This is a genomic window from Tibeticola sp., assembly GCF_022759015.1.
Lineage (GTDB): Bacteria > Pseudomonadota > Gammaproteobacteria > Burkholderiales > Burkholderiaceae_C > Tibeticola > Tibeticola sediminis.
This window is the reverse complement of the sequence record NZ_JAEMQB010000157.1, coordinates 1-17,017: the sequence shown is the minus strand read 5'-3', so window position 1 is coordinate 17,017 and position 17,017 is coordinate 1. Positions and strand designations below refer to the sequence as shown.

The 17,017-nt window shown below is 65.0% G+C and carries 18 protein-coding genes, 2 tRNA genes, 1 other RNA gene and 1 pseudogene; 10 read left to right on the top strand and 12 right to left on the bottom strand.

Annotation, left to right across the window (positions count from 1 at the left end):
- Positions 1 to 224, bottom strand: a pseudogene (locus JHC36_RS10000) (hypothetical protein); the annotation flags it as partial.
- Between the two features lie 379 nt (positions 225 to 603).
- Between JHC36_RS10000 and JHC36_RS09995 the strand changes: the two are divergent.
- Both JHC36_RS09995 and JHC36_RS09990 read left to right on the top strand, forming a co-directional pair.
- Positions 604 to 750, top strand: a complete 147-nt coding sequence (locus JHC36_RS09995; protein WP_287918673.1) for a hypothetical protein — start codon at positions 604 to 606, stop codon at positions 748 to 750.
- An 87-nt stretch (positions 751 to 837) separates the two neighbouring features.
- Positions 838 to 1,590, top strand: coding sequence for a DUF2726 domain-containing protein (locus JHC36_RS09990; protein ID WP_287918671.1), 753 nt, complete (start codon positions 838 to 840; stop codon positions 1,588 to 1,590).
- Between the two features lie 51 nt (positions 1,591 to 1,641).
- On the opposite strand, the gene ffs is transcribed toward JHC36_RS09990, so the two are convergent.
- Both ffs and JHC36_RS09980 read right to left on the bottom strand, forming a co-directional pair.
- Positions 1,642 to 1,738, bottom strand: an RNA gene (gene ffs / locus JHC36_RS09985) — signal recognition particle sRNA small type.
- A gap of 5 nt (positions 1,739 to 1,743) precedes the next feature.
- Positions 1,744 to 1,989 (bottom strand): hypothetical protein, encoded by a 246-nt coding sequence (locus tag JHC36_RS09980; protein WP_287918669.1) that lies wholly within the window; start codon positions 1,987 to 1,989, stop codon positions 1,744 to 1,746.
- Positions 1,990 to 2,214: 225 nt separating this feature from the next.
- On the opposite strand from JHC36_RS09980, the gene dnaX reads away from it, so the two are divergent.
- From dnaX to JHC36_RS09955, 5 genes are all read left to right on the top strand, one after another.
- On the top strand, positions 2,215 to 4,095 hold the full coding sequence (dnaX, locus tag JHC36_RS09975; protein WP_287918668.1) for a DNA polymerase III subunit gamma/tau: 1,881 nt from the start codon (positions 2,215 to 2,217) through the stop codon (positions 4,093 to 4,095).
- Between the two features lie 88 nt (positions 4,096 to 4,183).
- The gene (locus JHC36_RS09970) at positions 4,184 to 4,516 is read left to right on the top strand and encodes a YbaB/EbfC family nucleoid-associated protein (protein ID WP_124221450.1); all 333 of its coding nucleotides are present in this window, start codon (positions 4,184 to 4,186) and stop codon (positions 4,514 to 4,516) included.
- 132 nt (positions 4,517 to 4,648) lie between these two features.
- Positions 4,649 to 5,239: a recombination mediator RecR gene (gene recR, locus JHC36_RS09965; protein WP_287918667.1), complete on the top strand. Its 591-nt coding sequence runs from the start codon at positions 4,649 to 4,651 to the stop codon at positions 5,237 to 5,239.
- Positions 5,240 to 5,325: 86 nt separating this feature from the next.
- Entirely contained in the window at positions 5,326 to 5,742 is a 417-nt protein-coding gene (locus JHC36_RS09960; RefSeq protein WP_503007036.1) for an MAPEG family protein, read from the top strand.
- A gap of 218 nt (positions 5,743 to 5,960) precedes the next feature.
- On the top strand, positions 5,961 to 6,896 hold the full coding sequence (locus JHC36_RS09955) for an ABC transporter substrate-binding protein (RefSeq protein WP_287918663.1): 936 nt from the start codon (positions 5,961 to 5,963) through the stop codon (positions 6,894 to 6,896).
- Here JHC36_RS09955 and JHC36_RS09950 read toward each other — a convergent pair.
- Together JHC36_RS09950 and gloB are read right to left on the bottom strand one after the other, a co-directional pair.
- Positions 6,860 to 8,458, bottom strand: a complete 1,599-nt coding sequence (locus JHC36_RS09950; RefSeq protein WP_287918661.1) for a transglycosylase SLT domain-containing protein — start codon at positions 8,456 to 8,458, stop codon at positions 6,860 to 6,862. The two genes, JHC36_RS09955 and JHC36_RS09950, sit on opposite strands and share 37 nt — an antisense overlap.
- Entirely contained in the window at positions 8,455 to 9,231 is a 777-nt protein-coding gene (gene gloB, locus JHC36_RS09945) for a hydroxyacylglutathione hydrolase (protein WP_287918659.1), read from the bottom strand. The genes JHC36_RS09950 and gloB overlap by 4 nt, the downstream gene beginning before the upstream one ends.
- Between gloB and JHC36_RS09940 the strand changes: the two genes are divergently transcribed.
- Complete coding sequence (locus tag JHC36_RS09940) at positions 9,230 to 10,060, top strand: class I SAM-dependent methyltransferase (protein WP_503007035.1); 831 nt, start codon at positions 9,230 to 9,232, stop codon at positions 10,058 to 10,060. The two genes, gloB and JHC36_RS09940, sit on opposite strands and share 2 nt — an antisense overlap.
- A 2-nt stretch (positions 10,061 to 10,062) precedes the next feature.
- A complete protein-coding gene (gene rnhA / locus JHC36_RS09935; RefSeq protein WP_287918657.1) occupies positions 10,063 to 10,515 on the top strand; it encodes a ribonuclease HI in 453 nt (150 codons plus the stop codon).
- Positions 10,516 to 10,553: 38 nt separating this feature from the next.
- Here the strand turns inward: rnhA and JHC36_RS09930 are convergent.
- The 7 genes from JHC36_RS09930 to JHC36_RS09900 form a co-directional block, all read right to left on the bottom strand.
- Positions 10,554 to 10,630, bottom strand: a tRNA-Arg gene (locus JHC36_RS09930).
- A 58-nt stretch (positions 10,631 to 10,688) separates the two neighbouring features.
- Positions 10,689 to 10,765: transfer RNA gene (locus JHC36_RS09925), tRNA-Pro, on the bottom strand.
- A gap of 48 nt (positions 10,766 to 10,813) precedes the next feature.
- Positions 10,814 to 12,073 (bottom strand): acyl-CoA dehydrogenase family protein, encoded by a 1,260-nt coding sequence (locus JHC36_RS09920; RefSeq protein ID WP_124221466.1) that lies wholly within the window; start codon positions 12,071 to 12,073, stop codon positions 10,814 to 10,816.
- A 34-nt stretch (positions 12,074 to 12,107) separates the two neighbouring features.
- A complete protein-coding gene (locus tag JHC36_RS09915) occupies positions 12,108 to 13,193 on the bottom strand; it encodes a phosphotransferase family protein (RefSeq protein WP_287918656.1) in 1,086 nt (361 codons plus the stop codon).
- Positions 13,194 to 13,232: 39 nt separating this feature from the next.
- Positions 13,233 to 13,952, bottom strand: coding sequence for a Crp/Fnr family transcriptional regulator (locus JHC36_RS09910; RefSeq protein ID WP_287918655.1), 720 nt, complete (start codon positions 13,950 to 13,952; stop codon positions 13,233 to 13,235).
- A gap of 73 nt (positions 13,953 to 14,025) precedes the next feature.
- Positions 14,026 to 14,808: an oxepin-CoA hydrolase, alternative type gene (locus JHC36_RS09905; protein WP_124221472.1), complete on the bottom strand. Its 783-nt coding sequence runs from the start codon at positions 14,806 to 14,808 to the stop codon at positions 14,026 to 14,028.
- A gap of 7 nt (positions 14,809 to 14,815) precedes the next feature.
- Entirely contained in the window at positions 14,816 to 16,339 is a 1,524-nt protein-coding gene (locus tag JHC36_RS09900; RefSeq protein WP_287918645.1) for a 3-hydroxyacyl-CoA dehydrogenase, read from the bottom strand.
- Positions 16,340 to 16,342: 3 nt separating this feature from the next.
- Here JHC36_RS09900 and JHC36_RS09895 point away from each other — a divergent pair.
- A partial coding sequence (locus JHC36_RS09895) for a type IV pilus assembly protein FimV (protein WP_287918644.1) occupies positions 16,343 to 17,017 on the top strand: 675 nt, incomplete at its 3' end.

Sequence of the window (17,017 nt, the reverse complement as noted above, 5' to 3'; positions counted from 1 at the left end):
GGGGCGGGGAGCATGGCAAGGTCGTCCGGCTCAGAAGGACGGGTTGCCGGGGCCGGCGCCGGGCTGGCCGAGCGCGACGCCGTCGACGAGGCGGAGGTTGCCGCCCGCCCCAGCGAATGGATGCAGCCTTTCTCCCACAGCACGGCGAGGACCTCTGGCAGCGAGACGTTGCCCGCCAGCACCGCGAGTTCGGCATAGCTCCGCTTGCCGTCGATCAGGATCAATACGCGACGCTCCAGGGGGAGAGGCCGAGTTTGCGCGCCTGCATCTCCTCGGTGCCGACGGGCGTTTTTCCGAGGATGGTCGATGTGAAATCCGCGGGGGTCATGTCGTCGAGGTAAGGCGGGTAAAAGGTGTTCCAAACAGAATGTAACTTTTGCAGAGATTATTCCCACTGGCGCTTGACTGCGCATCGTCGTTTTCCCGATGTGCACCTCGAGGCATCTGGCCAACTTCGGGACACTTCTGGCATTCGGTCTGTAGGAGGCCAGCAAAATGTGGCGCAAAGGCATTCAACCTGAATCCGGCAGTTGACCGCTTCGCGCTGAATGCAAGGTGTTGTTGTTGCGATGTTTTTTGCTGCGGAGGCGGTTCACTGCTCGGGTGAGCGCTGCGCACCCGGTCAAGCCGCCCTCGGGCCCGGGGGCGGCGTTGCAAATCCTCGCCATGGCAAGCGCCATGGCTGCGGTTTGCGCCTTGCCCGCGCGCCCGATGACGGCCCGCTCGGGCGCGCCCAACTGCCGGATTTAGGTTCAAACTGTGGAATATGTCCTCGCTGGATCCATCGCAATCCAATACAGTTGGTAACAACCCCGGCAAGGGGATGGAGCGGTGATCATGGGCCTCTATGGCGTTGTTTGGATTTCGGTGGTGTTGGCGTTGGCTGCGGGTCTGGGCGCCGGCGTTGCGCTGGCCCGGTGGCTGCAGCGTCGGGCGGCTCGTGCGCCGCGTCGCTTGCCGCGCCACTGGCCGCTCGTGCCGCGGCTGCTGGCCAACAGCGAGGAGCGGCGCGTCTGGCGTTGGCTGGTTCGTGCCTTCTACGACCACCACGTCATGATCAAGGTGGCCGTTACGCGATTCACGTTACCTCGGAAGGGCGAGGACGCACGGCAATGGTATGAAATCCTCAATGGTGTCTACTGCACCTTTACGGTCTGCACCGCGGGCGGGCAGGTTCTCGGCTGCGTCGATGTTCCAGGGCGCAAGGGCCTGTCCGAGTCGAACCGGCAACTCAAGCAAACCCTGTTGACCCAGTGCGGCATCGCGTATTGGATCGTGAACCCGGAGCGCTTGCCGACCATCACGGATATACGCACGGCATTCCTTGGCGACACCGGTGCCGCCATGACCCGCGCCAACGCCGCGGAAGGAGAGGCAATCAAGGTCGCCCGAGCAGCACTTCATGCCGCCGTCGAGCGGCAGCGGGTCATCCGTCAGAGTGAGATTTCATCCCTCGGTGGTTCCGATGAAGCCTCGGTCGCCGGCCCCCTCACTGCGATGCCCGAGGGAATGCCTGCAGCCCCGGTCGTCTATGCGCCTCAGGAAAATTCCTTCCTTACCCCGCTCGACAGCCGCAAGGCGGACTTGTAAGGCGTTGCCCTAAAAGAAAACCCTGCGTCGCACACGCAGGGTTTTTTGTTGGGTGACGAGCCTTGACCCCGGCACTGACTCCACAGTTAGGGCTGCTTGGTTCCCCACCTGACCCGGTTGGCTGCTTTGCCATGCGGGAAGGCCCGTCGTTGGCTATTCTAGTCGACGCAGCGCTTCCCGGCGGCCGAAGGAGAGTGTCAATAGGCCAAGCACTTCAATCCGCACGCGTTCGAGCTCGGCGCCTTGCGGCTCGCGCTCGAGACAGGCGCGCAGCCGCTGCGCGCGCGGGTGCAAACAACCCTCGAGGGCGGCGATGAGCTTGGGGATGTCCGACGCGGTCGTCACGGGCGTCGGGCCAGGTTGGGTCGCTTGGGCTGGCAGGTCAAGTGTGGGATGCATGCAATCCTCGAGCCGAGGAAGGGCTGGCAGTAAACGTTCCATCGGGATGGATGGTTTGACGCACTGCAGCATACTCTCGACTTGCGCGTTCGACCAGCCCCCTCGTGAGGCGATTTTGGATGTTGCTGTCTACTCGGGGACGGTCCGGTACGCACTCCCGTTCGTTCCTCGGCGGTCGGTGGCCGTGCCGTCCGGAACACGCCGGGGCCCCCGTAGAATGGCGCGATGGCTCCCTATTTGGTTCTGGCTCGGAAGTATCGTCCTCGGACCTTTTCCGAGATGGTTGGGCAAGACGCCGTCGTTCGCGCCTTGACCAACGCCTTGTCCACGGGGCGTTTGCATCATGCGTACTTGTTCACCGGAACGCGGGGCGTCGGCAAGACGACGGTGTCGCGCATTCTGGCGAAGTCGCTCAATTGCCAGGGCGTCGATGGACAAGGCGGCGTGACGGCCACGCCTTGTGGGGTTTGCCCGGCCTGCGTGGAGATCGACGCCGGGCGCTTCGTGGACTACACCGAGCTCGACGCCGCCTCGAACCGTGGCGTTGCCGAAGTTCAAAGCCTGCTCGAGCAGGCGGTCTACAAGCCCGTGCAGGGGCGCTACAAGGTCTTCATGATCGACGAGGTTCACATGCTGACCGGGCACGCCTTCAATGCGATGCTCAAAACGCTGGAGGAGCCTCCCGAATATTTGAAATTCGTCTTGGCGACGACCGACCCGCAGAAGGTGCCGGTCACGGTCTTGAGCCGCTGCCTGCAGTTCAACCTGCGTCCCATGGCGCCGGAGACCGTTGCGGAGCATCTGCAGCGCGTGCTTGCCGCCGAGTCCATCGATTTCGAAGCATCGGCCTTGCGCCTGCTGGCTCGCGCCGCCCGTGGCTCGATGCGCGATGCGCTAAGCCTGACCGACCAAGCGATTGCCTACGGTGGGGGCGCGCTGCGCGAAGCGGCCGTGCGCCAGATGCTGGGCAGTGCGGACCGCAGTCTGATGTGGCAGGTGCTCGAGGCGCTGTCGCACGGCGCGGGCCGAACGGTGATCGAATCCATCGAGGCCATGCGCGTGCAGGGACTGCAAGCGGGCGCGATGCTCGATGAAATGGTTGCTGTCCTCCAGGACGTCGCGGTGCGTCAAGCGGTTCCCGAAGCGGCAGCGGCCCGAGACGAGGCAGACGAGGCGCAGCTGCAGCGCTTGTCGCAAGCCTTGGCAGCCGACGAGACCCAGCTCCTCTACAGCATTTGCCTGCATGGCCGTCAGGAGTTGGGCTTGGCGGTGGACGAATACGCGGCGTTGACGATGGTTCTGCTGCGCTTCTTGGCGTTCAAGTCGCCGTCTTCGCCCGAAGAAAAAAAAAGCCCGTTGAGGGCCAAGGATGAAATCAGCCCCCGGCTGGGGGCTGGGGCTGGCGCCGCACCGGCGCCTCCGCTGAGCGGACGAGAGGCCCCGGGGCCGTCGCCGGCCGGTTCGTTCGAGCGGGTGGAGAGCCCGGCCGTGACGCCGGACGAGGACGCGCTCGCGCATCTGCCCGAGGGACCGCATGCAGCACAGTCGCCGCAGCCGCAGCCGCAGCCGCAGCCGCAGCCGCAGCCGCAGCCGCAGCCGTATCGTTCGGCGACAGCAAACGTCGGGGCGCGGAGCGATCTTGGGCGGCCGGTTGACGGTTCGAGCGTTCCGCCCACCGGCGGCGCCGCGACCGCGGAACCGGCCGAGGCTCCTGCCGTTTCGGACGCGGACGATGTGTTTTGGCATGGTTTGGTCATGCGCCTGATCGGCTCCGAGCGGATCGGAGCGCTCGTGCGTGAGCTGGCGCTCCAGTCCGAGCTCGTGCGGCGCGACGGCAACGTGTGGGTGCTTCGGGTCGAGGCCGAGGCACTGGCCCAGCCGCAGATGGCGCAGCGGCTCGAGGCGGCGTTGGCCGCAGAAGGCCATGCGGTGCGCCTTTGTGTGGAGTTGGGGCGGGCCGAGAACAGCCCCGCACAGCGCCTGGCCCGCCGAGCGCAGGCGCGGCTGGCCCGGGCCGAGGCTTGGGTCGCAGCCGATCCCTGGACGCAAGAGATGATGCGCAGCTTTGGCGCGAAAATCGTGCCCGGGAGTCTCGCAGCGCTGTGAGCGGTGAGGCAGCAGGATCGCGTGTCCGTCCCGCGTGGGTGTCGGGTCGGTGCACGGGCCAAATGAGTTCTTACAACGGAGTCAGAGAATGTTCAACAAAGGTCAGTTGGCCGGGCTGATGAAGCAGGCCCAGGCGATGCAGGAAAACCTCAAGCGCGCCCAAGAGGAGTTGGCGCACATCGAGGTCGAAGGCGAGGCCGGCGGTGGCCTCGTCAAGGTGCTCATGACCTGCAAACACGAGGTTCGACGGGTCACGATCGACCCAAGTCTGCTCGCCGATGACCCAGAGATGCTCGAGGATCTCGTTGCCGCGGCGTTCAATGCCGCGGTGCGCAAGGCCGCCGAAACCGAGCAGGAAAAGCTCGGCAAGCTGACCGCCGGGATGCCGGGTTTGCCGGGCGGCATGAAGTTCCCCTTCTGAGAGACCTTGCCTTGGGTCGCGCAGCGGTACTTCCAAGCAGAAGAGGGCCACGTGGCCACCCTCGGCCATGCCCGCAGTGGGCTTTGCCGGGCCCGAGCGCTCTGAAAGGCTGCAAAGCGATCCACCTCCGTCATGGCTGACACCAGCTCGCTCGAGCAACTGATCCAGGCGCTGCGGCGGCTGCCCGGCGTGGGGGTGAAGTCGGCGCAGCGTATGGCCTTTCATTTGCTCCAGCATGACCGGGCGTCGATGCGCGTGCTGGCGCAAGCGCTGCAGGAGGCCGATGCACGCATGCGGCACTGCGCGCTGTGCCATACCTTCACGGAGGCGGAGCTTTGTGCGACCTGCTCCGACCCGCGGCGCGACGCCAGCCAACTTTGCGTCGTGGAGACCCCGGCGGATCAGGCCGCGATCGAGCGCACCGCGGCGTATCGGGGGCGATACTTCGTGCTCATGGGCAAGCTCAGTCCGCTCGACGGCATCGGCCCTCGGGAACTCGGTCTCGGGGAGCTGTTCGAGCGCGCATGCGACGGCGTGGTGCGCGAGGTGATCCTCGCGACCAACTTCACCGCCGAAGGCGAGGCGACTGCGCACGTGATCGGCGAAGCGCTGCGCCTACGCGGGCTGAGCGTCACCCGCTTGGCACGGGGTGTTCCGGCCGGCAGCGAGCTCGAATATGTCGATCTCGGCACCATCGCGCACGCCTTGGTCGATCGTCGCTGATGCAAAAATGAGAGCGCATAAAGTGCATTTTTTGCGGGCGGCAGCCGAATTCACATGAAAAGCAGGAAGTTTCGATGAGCCCAACGATGACGACCGCTGTGCATTTCACCGTGGCTTATTGGTGCGTGCTGGCAGCAGCCTTGCTACCCATCGTGTGCGCGGGACTGGCCAAGTGGGGCGAATTCGGCCGGCCAGCCAGCCAAGGCGGCTATGACAACCACCAGCCACGTGCCTGGCTTGTCCGACAGGCGGGCTGGAGAGCGCGCGCCAATGCGGCCCAAGCCAACAGCTTCGAAGCGCTGCCCTTCTTCATCGGCGCGGTGATCATCGCGCACCAACTGGGCGCCAGCCAGGCCTGGCTGGATTTGGCCGCGGTGTTCTTCATTTTTCTGCGGCTCGCCTACATCCTGTGTTACGTCGCGGACTGGGCGCTGATTCGCTCCGTGGTCTGGACCCTGGCGTTCGCGCTCAACATCGCCATCCTCTTCCTCGGCTACCGTTGAACTGAGGCTGCAGGCGTTTCCTTGATGGCGCGGGAAAACCCGGCCGGAGTTCCCCCGATGTGCCTGCGCCATCCCTGAGCTAGGCTGCGCCAGCCGGGCTCGACCGGCCAGGGGGACGGATGGCGGTGGCAGGGTGTACTCGACGCGCATGTTTGCTGTGGCTTGGCGCCGCGGCGCTGGGCCGTCCGAGCCTTGCCTTGGGCAGCCCATTGCCGGTCGTGGATTTGGCCGTCGGTGCCGCAGACACCCTCTACGACCTGCCGATCAAGCTCGCCGCGGCGCTCGGTTTTTTTGCCGCCGCTGGGGTGGAGGTGCATCTCTGGGAATACCCGGGCGGGATGGCGGCGCTCGAAGCGGTGCGCGAAGGCCATGCGGATGTCGGCGCAGGGCCCTTCGATGCGCTCGTTCTTGCCAACGCCCGTGGCGCTTCCCTGCAGAGCTTTTTCGTCTATGGACGCACGCCGCAATTGGTGCTGGCGGCATCGAGCCGCACCTTGCCGCCCCAGCCGACGATCCAGCATTTGGTTGGCAAGCTTGTGGGTGTCACCTCGCTCGGCTCGGCTTCGCACCGCTTCCTTCGGCTGGTGCTGCTCGATGCCGGCGTTCCGGAATCTGCGGTTCGCGTGGTTCCGGTCGGCGCCGAGGCCCGTGCGGCCGAGGCATTACGGGCCGGCTCGATCGATGGCTTTTGCGGCCTCGATCCGTGGATGACCCGGCTGGAACGCTCGGGCGATGTCCGTGTCCTGGCGGATTCGCGTTCGGTGCGCAGTTCGGATGCGTTGTTTCAAGGCGCGATGCCTGGCGGTTGCTTGTTTGCGCCCTATGCACGTTCGAAGGCCGGTGATCCGGGGATCGAGCGCGTGGCTCAGGCCGTTTTCCAGGCGCTGAAGTGGCTGCGTACGGCGGAACTCTCGGACTGGAACGCACTGGCTTCCAAGGCCGCCTGGGCGCGGGATGTGGGCACGACCTCGGCCGCGGTTGCCGTCTCTTTGCAGGGCTACACCGCCGATGGTGGCTTACCCGAAGGCGGGGCAAGGACGGCTTGGCGCACCCTTGTCCGTCTTTACCCTGAACTGTCCGGCGTCCCGCTCAGCCTCAGCCGGCTGCACACCGAGCACTATGCCTTGCTCGCGCGGGCGCGATTGCGGCTTTGAGTCGAGGTCGCCTTCGGTGTGCTGGGCGCGGATCGGATGCTCGTCGCCTTGGCCGGGGCTTTCCGTGCGGGTGCCGCGGCCTGCGATCGATTCGGGGTGGCGCGCGTTGGAAGGAGCAGGGTGACGGCCTGGCCGGGGCGGAATTGGGTCTTGACTCCGACATTGTTCCAGTGCGCGAGCGTTGCCGCAGCGACGCCGTAACGCTTGGCGAGGCTTTCGACGCTGTCGCCGCGCCGGGCATGGATGACGGCTCGGCGCAGCGTGACTTCCGGCGCCAGAGCCACTTGGCCATGATCGGCCACGGCTTCGGGGACGTCGGCATCCTTGGCTTCGGAGCGGGTTACGAGCAAGGTCGAGCCAGCCTTGATCAGCATTTTCGGGGGAATGCCGTTGACCCGGCGCAGCTCCGACTCGGGCGTGCCGGTGCGGCGCGCCGCTTCGGCGACGCTCATCGTCGAAGGCGCGACCCAGGCCGTCCAACTCGCCAGGCGGCCCTGATAGCTGGCGAGGTTCCGCTCGAACACGGCGGCGTTGTCCCAGGGCAGCAAGACCTGCGGCGTGCCGGCGGCGAGGATGACCGGTTTGGTCATCGAGGGGTTGAGCGCGCGGAAGTCTTCGAGCGAAATTTCGGCGAGCTTTGCGGCCAGGGCCACATCGATGTCGCGCGAAATCGGGACCGACTGGAAGTAGGGGTGGTTTTCGATGCGCGGCAGCCGGATGCCATAGGCCTCGGGGTTGGCGATCAGATTCTTTACCGCTTGCAGCTTGGGCACGTAGAAACGTGTTTCCTGCGGCATGTTCAGGTCGCTGTAGCTCAGCCCCAGCCCGGCCGCCTTGTTGCGGGCCAGCGCTCGGCTGACGCTGCCTTCGCCCCAGTTGTAGGCGGCGAGCGCCAGCTGCCAGTCGCCAAACATGTTGTAGAGGCGCTGCAGGTAGTCGAGCGCGGCGCGCGTCGATTCGAGCACATCGCGCCGGTCGTCACGAAACGCGTTTTGGCGCAGATCGAAGGATTTGCCGGTTTGTGGCATGAATTGCCACATGCCGGCCGCCTTGGCGCTCGACACGGCCTGAGGGTTGAACGCGCTTTCGATGAACGGCAGCAGGGCGATCTCGGTCGGCATGTTGCGCCGCTCGAGCTCTTCGACGATGTGGAAGAGGTAGCGCTGCGAGCGCTCGGTCATGCGCAGGATGTAATCCGGGCGGGCGCTGTACCACTGGATGCGGTCGGTCACGAGCTCGTTGTCGAGGTCGGGCATCGCAAAGCCCCGCCGTATGCGTTCCCACAGGTCTTCGGGCGGACGCAGGCTCACCACGGGCGGGCGTTCGATGGGGTTCAGGCTCAGCGGTTTGACCGGTCCAATCCCACTGCCTTGAAGGCCCTGGCCCGGGGCGTTGGGTGCAGACTCCCCGCTCGTGCTGGGCTTTGGGCCGTGCCCGGCCGCGGCGTCGACCGCCGAACGTCGCTCGGTCGAGGGCGACTCGAGGGACGCGCAGCCTGACAGCATGGCCATGAATGCCAACAGCAGCCACGCCAGCCGCGGGTGAAACCAACTCGGGGTCATCGGAACTCGTCTTTCCAGCGCCGCAGCGCGGCAAAGAGGGCGACCTGATCGGCATCGGCGGGCAGGCCCGCATGTCGGATCACGGCGTCACGAACCGCGACTTCGCCGCAGCGCAAAAAAGGGTTGACCGCGCGTTCGAGTCCGATCGAGGAGGGTAAGGTGGGCTCGCCTTGCGCGCGTCGATGGCGACAGAGGGCTTCATACCGGTCGCGCTCGAGGTTGTGCGGCTCGACCGCGCGTGCAAAGGCGAGGTTCGACAGGGTGTACTCGTGCGCACAGCACACGCGGGTAGGCTCGGGCAGGGCGGCCAGCCGGCTCACCGAGGCGTGCATCTGCTGCGCCGTTCCTTCGAACAGTCTGCCGCAGCCCGCGGAAAACAGCGTGTCGCCGCAAAAAAGCAAGGGGGTGCCCCCGACCTCCGCGCCGTACCACGCGATGTGCCCGCGTGTGTGCCCGGGTACCTCCAGCACCTGCCATGGCAAGCCCAGGATCGCGACCGTCGCGCCCTCGGCATGTCGATGACCGTCGACCGGGATGAGCTCGTGCGCGGGGAGGTGGACCGCTGCACCCGTTTCCTTGGCAAGCGCGGCGACTCCTCCGGTGTGATCGGCGTGATGGTGCGTGACTAGAATCGCAGCCAACCGCAGCCCGAGTTCGTTCAGCGCGGTGCGTACCGGTTGCGGCTCACCGGGGTCGACGACGAGCGCCTGCTCGCCGTCGTGGAGCAGCCAGATGTAGTTGTCGGTCAACGCCGGCAGCGCAACGAGTTTCATGGAGGCGCGAATTATAGGTAGCCCACCCGAGTCGGCCCGAGCCCTGCACGAATGGTTTCAGACCCCGCCCGGGCAGCACCTTCTCCGGTGGGAGCGGGGCTGCCTCGACGCCAGCGTGTCGGATGTCTTCGGCTACCACGCCATCCAGCTGGGCTTGTCCGACATCGATGGGCTCGCGGCCAATCGCATGCCGCATCGTTGGCTGGCGCTGGATCAGGCCGAGTTGCCCGCTGCGCAGGATCAGGCGGGCAACTCACCGAAAACGAGCGAACGCTCGATTCTCGGCTGCGACTATGCGGCTTTGCCGTTTCCCGAGCAGAGCATCGATCTCGTCGTTCTCCCCCACACTTTGGAGTTGCACCGCGATGCCCATGCCTGTCTGCGAGAGGTGGAGCGTGTGCTGGTCCCCGAGGGCCGCGTGGTGGTCTGCGGCCTCAACCCGGCGAGCCTCTGGGGCTTGCGGCAGAGGCGGGCGAGGCTGCTGCGGCGCCTGGGGTTGGGCGAGCTTTTCCTGCCCGATGCCGGTGAATTCATCGCGTACTGGCGGCTTCGAGACTGGCTGCGGCTGCTGGGCTTTGAAGTCGAAACGGTGCAATTTGGCGTCTACGTCCCGGCCTTGCGGCAGTCCGCCTGGTTGCAGCGCTTTCGCTGGATGGACCGCGCAGGGGCGCGGTGGTGGCCGATTTTTGGGGCGGCCTATTGCGTCACGGCGGTCAAGAAGGTGCGGGGTGTGCGCCTGCTCGAAGCCAGCTGGAAGGCCGCACCCAGTCCCCAGGCCGCTCCTATAACCATAGCTAACAAAACCCGAAATACGCAGGGAAACGACTGAAAATGTCCAAAACGCACGTCGAGATACATACCGATGGCGCCTGCAAAGGAAACCCGGGCCCGGGCGGCTGGGGGGTGATCCTGCAGTCCGGCGCCTCCCGCAAGGAACTGTTCGGCGGAGAACTCGAGACGACCAACAACCGCATGGAGTTGACCGCGGTCATCCAAGCGCTCGAAGCGCTCAAGCGTCCGTGCCAGGTCGATCTGTATCTGGACAGCGAATACGTTCGCAAGGGGATCACCGAGTGGATCGCCGGCTGGAAGGCGCGTGGCTGGAAGACCGCATCCAAGCAGCCGGTGAAGAACGTGGATCTCTGGCAACGGCTCGACGCGCTCGTCCACGAGGCGGGCCACCAGATTCGCTGGCACTGGGTGCGCGGCCACAATGGACATGCCGGAAACGAGCGCGCCGACGCCTTGGCCAATATGGGGGTCGATCAGGTCTTGCGCCGATGAGTGTCTACGGCAGAAGCGGGTTGATGCTTGGGCGGGTTTGGCCTGCCCGGAGGGACTCGAACCCCCGACCTACGGCTTAGAAGGCCGTTGCTCTATCCAGTTGAGCTACGGGCAGCTCGATGACGCAAAAGCCCAGGAATCCGGTGGAGCTCTCGGCTTTTGGTTTGAAAGAATGGTCGGAGCGGCGGGATTCGAACTCGCGACCCTCTGCTCCCAAAGCAGATGCGCTACCAGGCTGCGCTACGCTCCGACGAAGGGCCTATTCTAAGCCCAAGGACGCGCTTTCTCGGCGACTCCTTCAACACCCGCGGGTGACCGGCATTTCGACGGGCTCCTGTCGCACCAGGTACTTCGAGAGCTCGAGCTTGGCGAGCGAGTTTCGATGCACCTCGTCTGGGCCGTCGGCGAGCCGAAGCGTGCGTTGATGTGCATACGCATACGCCAGCGGAAAGTCCTCGCTGACACCGGCGCCGCCGTGCGCCTGAATGGCCCAGTCGATGATTTGGCAGGCGATGTTGGGCGCCACGATCTTGATCATGGCGATTTCGGCGCGCGCAGCCTTGTTGCCCACGGTATCCATCATGTAGGCGGCCTTCAGCGTCAGCAGTCGGGCTTGTTCGATCATGCAGCGGGCCTCTGCAATCCGTTCCTGCCAAACGGACTGGCGCGCGATCGGCTGGCCGAAAGCCACCCGGCTGTTGAGTCGTCGGCACATCAGTTCGAGCGCACGCTCGGCCATGCCGATCGAGCGCATGCAATGGTGGATGCGTCCCGGCCCCAGCCGACCCTGGGCGATTTCAAAGCCGCGGCCTTCGCCGAGGATGAGGTTGCTGGCCGGTACGCGCACGTTTTCGAGCAGGATTTCCATGTGGCCGTGGGGCGCGTCGTCCCAGCCAAAAACGGTCAGCGGCCGCAGCACTCGGATGCCCGGCGTATCGGCGGGCACCACGATCATCGATTGTTGCTGGTGCTTGGGCGCGTCGGGGTCGGTCTTGCCCATGACGATATAGACCGCGCAGCGGGGGTCACCCGCGCCTGAAGACCACCATTTCCGGCCGTTGATGACATAGTGGTCGCCATCGCGCTCGATCCGGCATTGGATGTTCGTCGCGTCGGAGGAGGCCACTTCGGGCTCGGTCATGAGAAAGGCCGAGCGGATCTCTCCGCGCAACAGAGGTTCGAGCCAGCGATCCTTGAGCTCCTCGCTCGCATAGCGCTCCAGCGTCTCCATGTTCCCGGTGTCCGGGGCCGAGCAGTTGAAGACCTCTGCGGCGAAGCTGACGCGCCCCATGATTTCGCACAAGGGCGCGTATTCGAGGTTGGACAGGCCTTCGGGCGCGCGAGGCGAGCGGGGTAGAAACAAATTCCAAAGCCCGGCCGCGCGGGCCTTGGGCTTGAGCTCTTCGATGATGCGCGTGGGCACCCACGGATTGCCCGCGGCTCGGTTGCGCGCCACCTCGTCATGGAAGCGCCACTCGTTGGGGTAGATGTGCTCATCCATGAAGGCCAGCAGGCGTGCACGCAGCTGTTCGACTTTGTCGCTGTATTGAAAATCCATGTTGTCCTTCTTTCTTCAGGGGAGCGGGTGCTGGCTAGGCCTTCTGAGCGAACGTCCAAGCCAACTCGGCCATGGGACGCGCGCCAGCGGCGGAGGCCCGTGCCTGGGCGCTCGACGCGGTGCCCGCCTCAACCCGCTTGGCGATTCCTTGGAGGATCGCGGCGATGCGGAAAAGGTTGTAGGCGAGGTAAAAATTCCAGTCGGCCTGTAGATCCTTGGGGTTGGCAATGCCCGTCCGTTCGCAGTAGCGGGCGATGTATTCGGCTTCGCTCGGAATCCCGAGCGATTCGAGATCGAGCCCTCCGATGCCGCGAAACGCCCCGACGGGGATGTGCCAAGCCATGCAGTGGTAGCTGAAGTCCGCCAGCGGGTGGCCCAGCGTGGAGAGCTCCCAGTCGAGAACGGCACGGACCACGGGCTGGTCCCGCTCGAACATCAGGTTATCGAGCCGGTAGTCGCCATGCACGATGCGCACCAGCCGATCGTCACGCGCGGATGCAGGAATGTGGCTGGGCAGCCAATCGATCAAGCGGTCCATGGCTTCGATCGGCTCGGTGATCGAAGCCTGGTACTGCTTGCTCCACCGCGCGATCTGCCGCTCGAAATAGTTGCCGGGTTTGCCGTAATCGGAAAGCCCGACCGAGTCCGGCTCGACGCTGTGCAGGGCCGCGATGACCCGATTCATTTCATCGTAGATCGCCGCTCGCTCGTCGCGGCTCAGGTTGGGAAGGGACTGGTCCCAAAGCACGCGACCATCGAGAAACTCCATCACATAAAAGGCGCGGCCGATCACCGATTCGTCTTCGCACAGCACGAGCATTTCCGCGACCGGAACGGCTGAGCCGGCCAGGGCTTTCTGAACCCGATATTCCCGCTCGATGGCGTGGGCCGAGGGCAGCAATTTGGCCACGGGACCGGGCTTGGCACGCATGACGTAGGCGCGCCTGGGTGTCAGCAGCTTGTAGGTCGGGTTCGACTGGCCGCCCTTGAACATTTCGACCTTCAAAGGTCCGGCGAAGTCGGACAGGTTTTCGGTCAGCCAGGACTCGAGGCGGGCCAGGTCGAAGGCGTGGGCCGGGGACACCTCCCGTGTCCCGATGAAATTGGAGAAATCAGTCATGTCGGGACAGGGGGAGCGGCAAGTTGGTACGGGTCGCTGCTAGTTTTCGCTCTCGACGATGGCCATGAGTATTTCCCGATTGCGCACCACGAGGCCACCGGGCTCGATGCGGATGGCGCCCTCGCGCTCCATGGCCTTGAGTTCCTGATTGACCCGCTGTCGTGATGCGCCCAGCAACTGCGCGAGTTCTTCCTGGGCCAATTGGAGTCCGATTCGGGTCTCGTGCGCCTGGGACAAGCAGGGAACGCCGTAGCTGCGCACCAGATGCAGCAATTGCTTGGCCAGCCGCGCCCGCAGGGGCAGCGTATTGAGGTCTTCCACCAAGCCGTACAGTTGGCGGATGCGACGCGCCTGCAGCCGCACCAACGCCTCGTACAGCTCGACATGCGTGGCGAGAATCTTCTTGAAATCGGATCGGGAGACACACAGCAGCGTCGTGTCGCCGTGCGCGTAAGCGTCGTGCGTTCGCCGGTCGCCGTCGAAGATGGCGACATCGCCAAACCAAACGCCCGGCTCGACATAGGTCAGCGTGATTTGCTTGCCCGACAACGAGGTCGAGCTGACCCGCACGGCTCCCCGCGCGCAGGCCGACCACTCTTGAGGCGGGTCGCCGCGAGCCACGATGAGCTCGTTGTCTTTGAATCGCTTGACGTAGGCACATCGCAGAATGTCGTGACGCAATGAAGGAGAAAGTGAGGAAAACCATCGGCCGCTGTTGATGGCCTCTCGTTCTTCGATCGTAAGGATGGGCTCGTCCATGGCTTGTCTTATCGGCGACTAAAGTTCGAAAAAATGTCCCTTGCGTGACGACCAGGCCGTTGCTTCGACCGGGTCAGGCCGTGTATTTGGGTGTCGTTTTGTCGAGGAAGGCCTGGATGCCGATGCCGGCGTTGGCATGAAAGAGGTTACGCACGAAGTGCTCTCGCTCCAAAGCCAACTGGGCGCCCAGCGTGTTCTGCGCGGCCTCGTTGAGGAGTTCCTTGATGCTGGCCAGCGCATTCGGGGCGCGTGCATTGAGCCGTCGCGCCAGATTCATGGCCTCGTTCAAGGCCGAACCCGGCTCCGTGACGCTGTGAACCAGTCCGAAGCGCTGTAATTGCGCGGCCGACACCCGCTCTGCAAGCATGAGCCACTCAGCCACGAGTTGACGCGGCAGCGCGCGTGCAAGGCTCCAGGAGGCACCGCCATCGGGCGACAGGGCGATGTTGCTGTACGCCATGACAAAGACGGCATTGCTCGCCGCGACGATGAAGTCACAGGCGAGGGCGAGCGAAAAACCGGCCCCGGCCGCCGGACCTTCGACCGCAGCGATGACAGGCTTGGGGAAGGCACGCAGTGCTTCGATCCAGTCGTGCAGGCCATCGATGCTGCGCGCCTGCCATTCAGGGGGGTGTTCGCGATTGGCCCGCAGGCGCTGCAGATTGCCGCCCGCGCTGAATACGCCCTGAGATCCCGTGAGGATGACGCTGCGGACCTCGGCGTTGTTTTCGGCGGCGTTGAGGGCCTCGACGCCCGCGGCGTAAATCTCCGGACCCAGTGCGTTGCGGTGTTCGGGGTTGGAGAGCGTCAAGATCAGCGTTTGATCTTCGGTCGTGCTGCGCAGTTCGGCGGGCATGGCGGGCTCAGGCTTCCGTGTGGGTGAGGCTCAAACCCAGGGCGCCGCGACGGCGCAGCCAGGGACTCGGTCGGTAGCGGGGGTCACCGTAGACCGTTTGGAGGTTGAAGAGGACTTCCAGAATGTTCGTGCCGCCGCAACGGTCGCCGAGGCCCAGGGGTCCAGCGGGGTAGCCCAGGCCCAGGCTGACCGCGGCTTCGAGGTCTTCGGGCGTGCAAATGCCTTGCTGACAAATGTCGCAGCCGATGTTGACGATGGTGGCCAACACGCGTTGGGTCACGAAACCGCCGCTGTCTCGGATGACACTGACCGCCTTGCCGTCGCGCGCAAAGAGCGCATGTGCGGCATCACGGACATCGCGGCGGGTAGCCGGGTTGGTTGCAAGTACCCGCCGCCGCGTCGCGGCGTCGTCGATCAGCAGGTCGATGCCCACGGTTCGCGCCGGATCGAGCCGCTCGACCACCGAAACGGTCGTGACATCGAAGCCCAATGGCGCGACCAGGGTGACCGCCTGGGCCGAGGGGGCGGCTCCTGTTTCGATGGATCCACCCAGACGGTGGATCAGGGCCAGCAGCTCCGATCGCCGCGCCGCACGCGGCGAAACCCAAAACGGCGGCATCTCCGCCACCTCAGGTGTCGGGGGCTCGTCTGGAACCACGGGCTTTCCGCCCTCGTAGCGGTAGAAGCCTACACCGGTCTTGCGGCCCAAGACCTTGCCCGCGAGGCGCTGAGCCCCAATCACGCTCGGCCGAAAGCGCGGCTCTTCGTAATACTGGTGATAGATCGACTCCATGACCGGTTGGGACACATCCAGGCCCGTGAGGTCGAGCAACTCGAACGGCCCCAACTTGAATCCCACCTGGTCGCGCAGGATCCGATCGACCGTGGCGAAGTCGGCCACGCCCTCGGAAACCACCCGCAACCCTTCCGTGATGTAGCCGCGCCCTGCATGGTTGACGATGAAGCCCGGCGTGTCTTGCGCGCGTACCGGCCGGTGGCCCATGTCACGCGCGTACTGGGTCAGCTTGCGGCAGGTCGCCTCGTCCGAACGCAGCCCTGCCACCACCTCGACGACCCGCATGAGGGGCACTGGGTTGAAAAAGTGGTAGCCCGCGAATCGACCGGGATGGCGCAATGACGCTGCGATGGCCGTCACCGACAAGGATGAGGTGTTCGTCGCGAGCGTCGCGTCGGCCGCGACGATGCCTTCGAGTGTGGCGAATAGTTCACACTTCACATCGAGCCGCTCCACGATGGCTTCGATGACGAGGTCACAATCCCGCAAGGCTTCCAACGTCTCGCAGGCCATCAGCCGGGTGGCCAGCGAGTCGGCTTCTGCGGGGGTCAAGCGTTCTTTCTCGACCATGCGCCGCCACTGATCGAGCACGGCGGTTCGGGCTAGGCTCAGGTTTTCAGCGTTGGTGTCGTAGAGGAACACACGGCTGCCCGCTTGGGCGGCAACTTGGGCGATGCCCCGGCCCATAGCGCCTACGCCGACGATGCCCACGTTCAAATAGGTCGGTGTTGTCATGGAATGATTATCGACCTTTGGATTTCGCCGCGAATCGCGTCTTTCATGCCAGAATTTGCGCAACACATGAAACCTTTCGTTGTCCTCGGTCGATTCGCGAGCATTGCCAGCCTTTTTGCCGTCGTCGGGTCGGCGCAGGCCCTGCAGATATCGACGCCCAATTCGGTGGTGTGGCTGGGGCGCCCTTTCGAGATCGATGTTTCCTTGCTGGCCGATGCACCGAACGAGGTGGCGGCCGATTGCATCAGCGTCGAGCTGTTCGACGGAACCAACCGCATCGGGCCGTCGAGAATCCGCGTGGCCGCGTCAGACCTGGGAGATGGGCGGAAGTGGCGTCTCTCGATCCGCAGCAGCCAAGCCATCGAAGAGCCGTTCGTCCGGCTGATCGTCCGACTGAACTGCCGCCAGAACCTGACGCGCGAGTTCGTGCTCTTGAGCGAGCCTTTCATCGAGCGCCCATCCGCGAGCATTCAAAGGTTCGCGGCTCCAGCAGAGAAGGCCGAGGGCATCGGGGTCGCACCGGTTCCCGATCGCGCGAAGTTGCCGCAGCGGGCGGTGCCCATCGACTCGTCGCCGGTTGTGCCGACCCAACAAAAAAAATCGGTCGCGCCGCGGTCCGGAGAGGGAAACCGCAGCCCGGTTCGCCCGCCAAGCGCAGAGGAGCGCGCGACTCCGAAG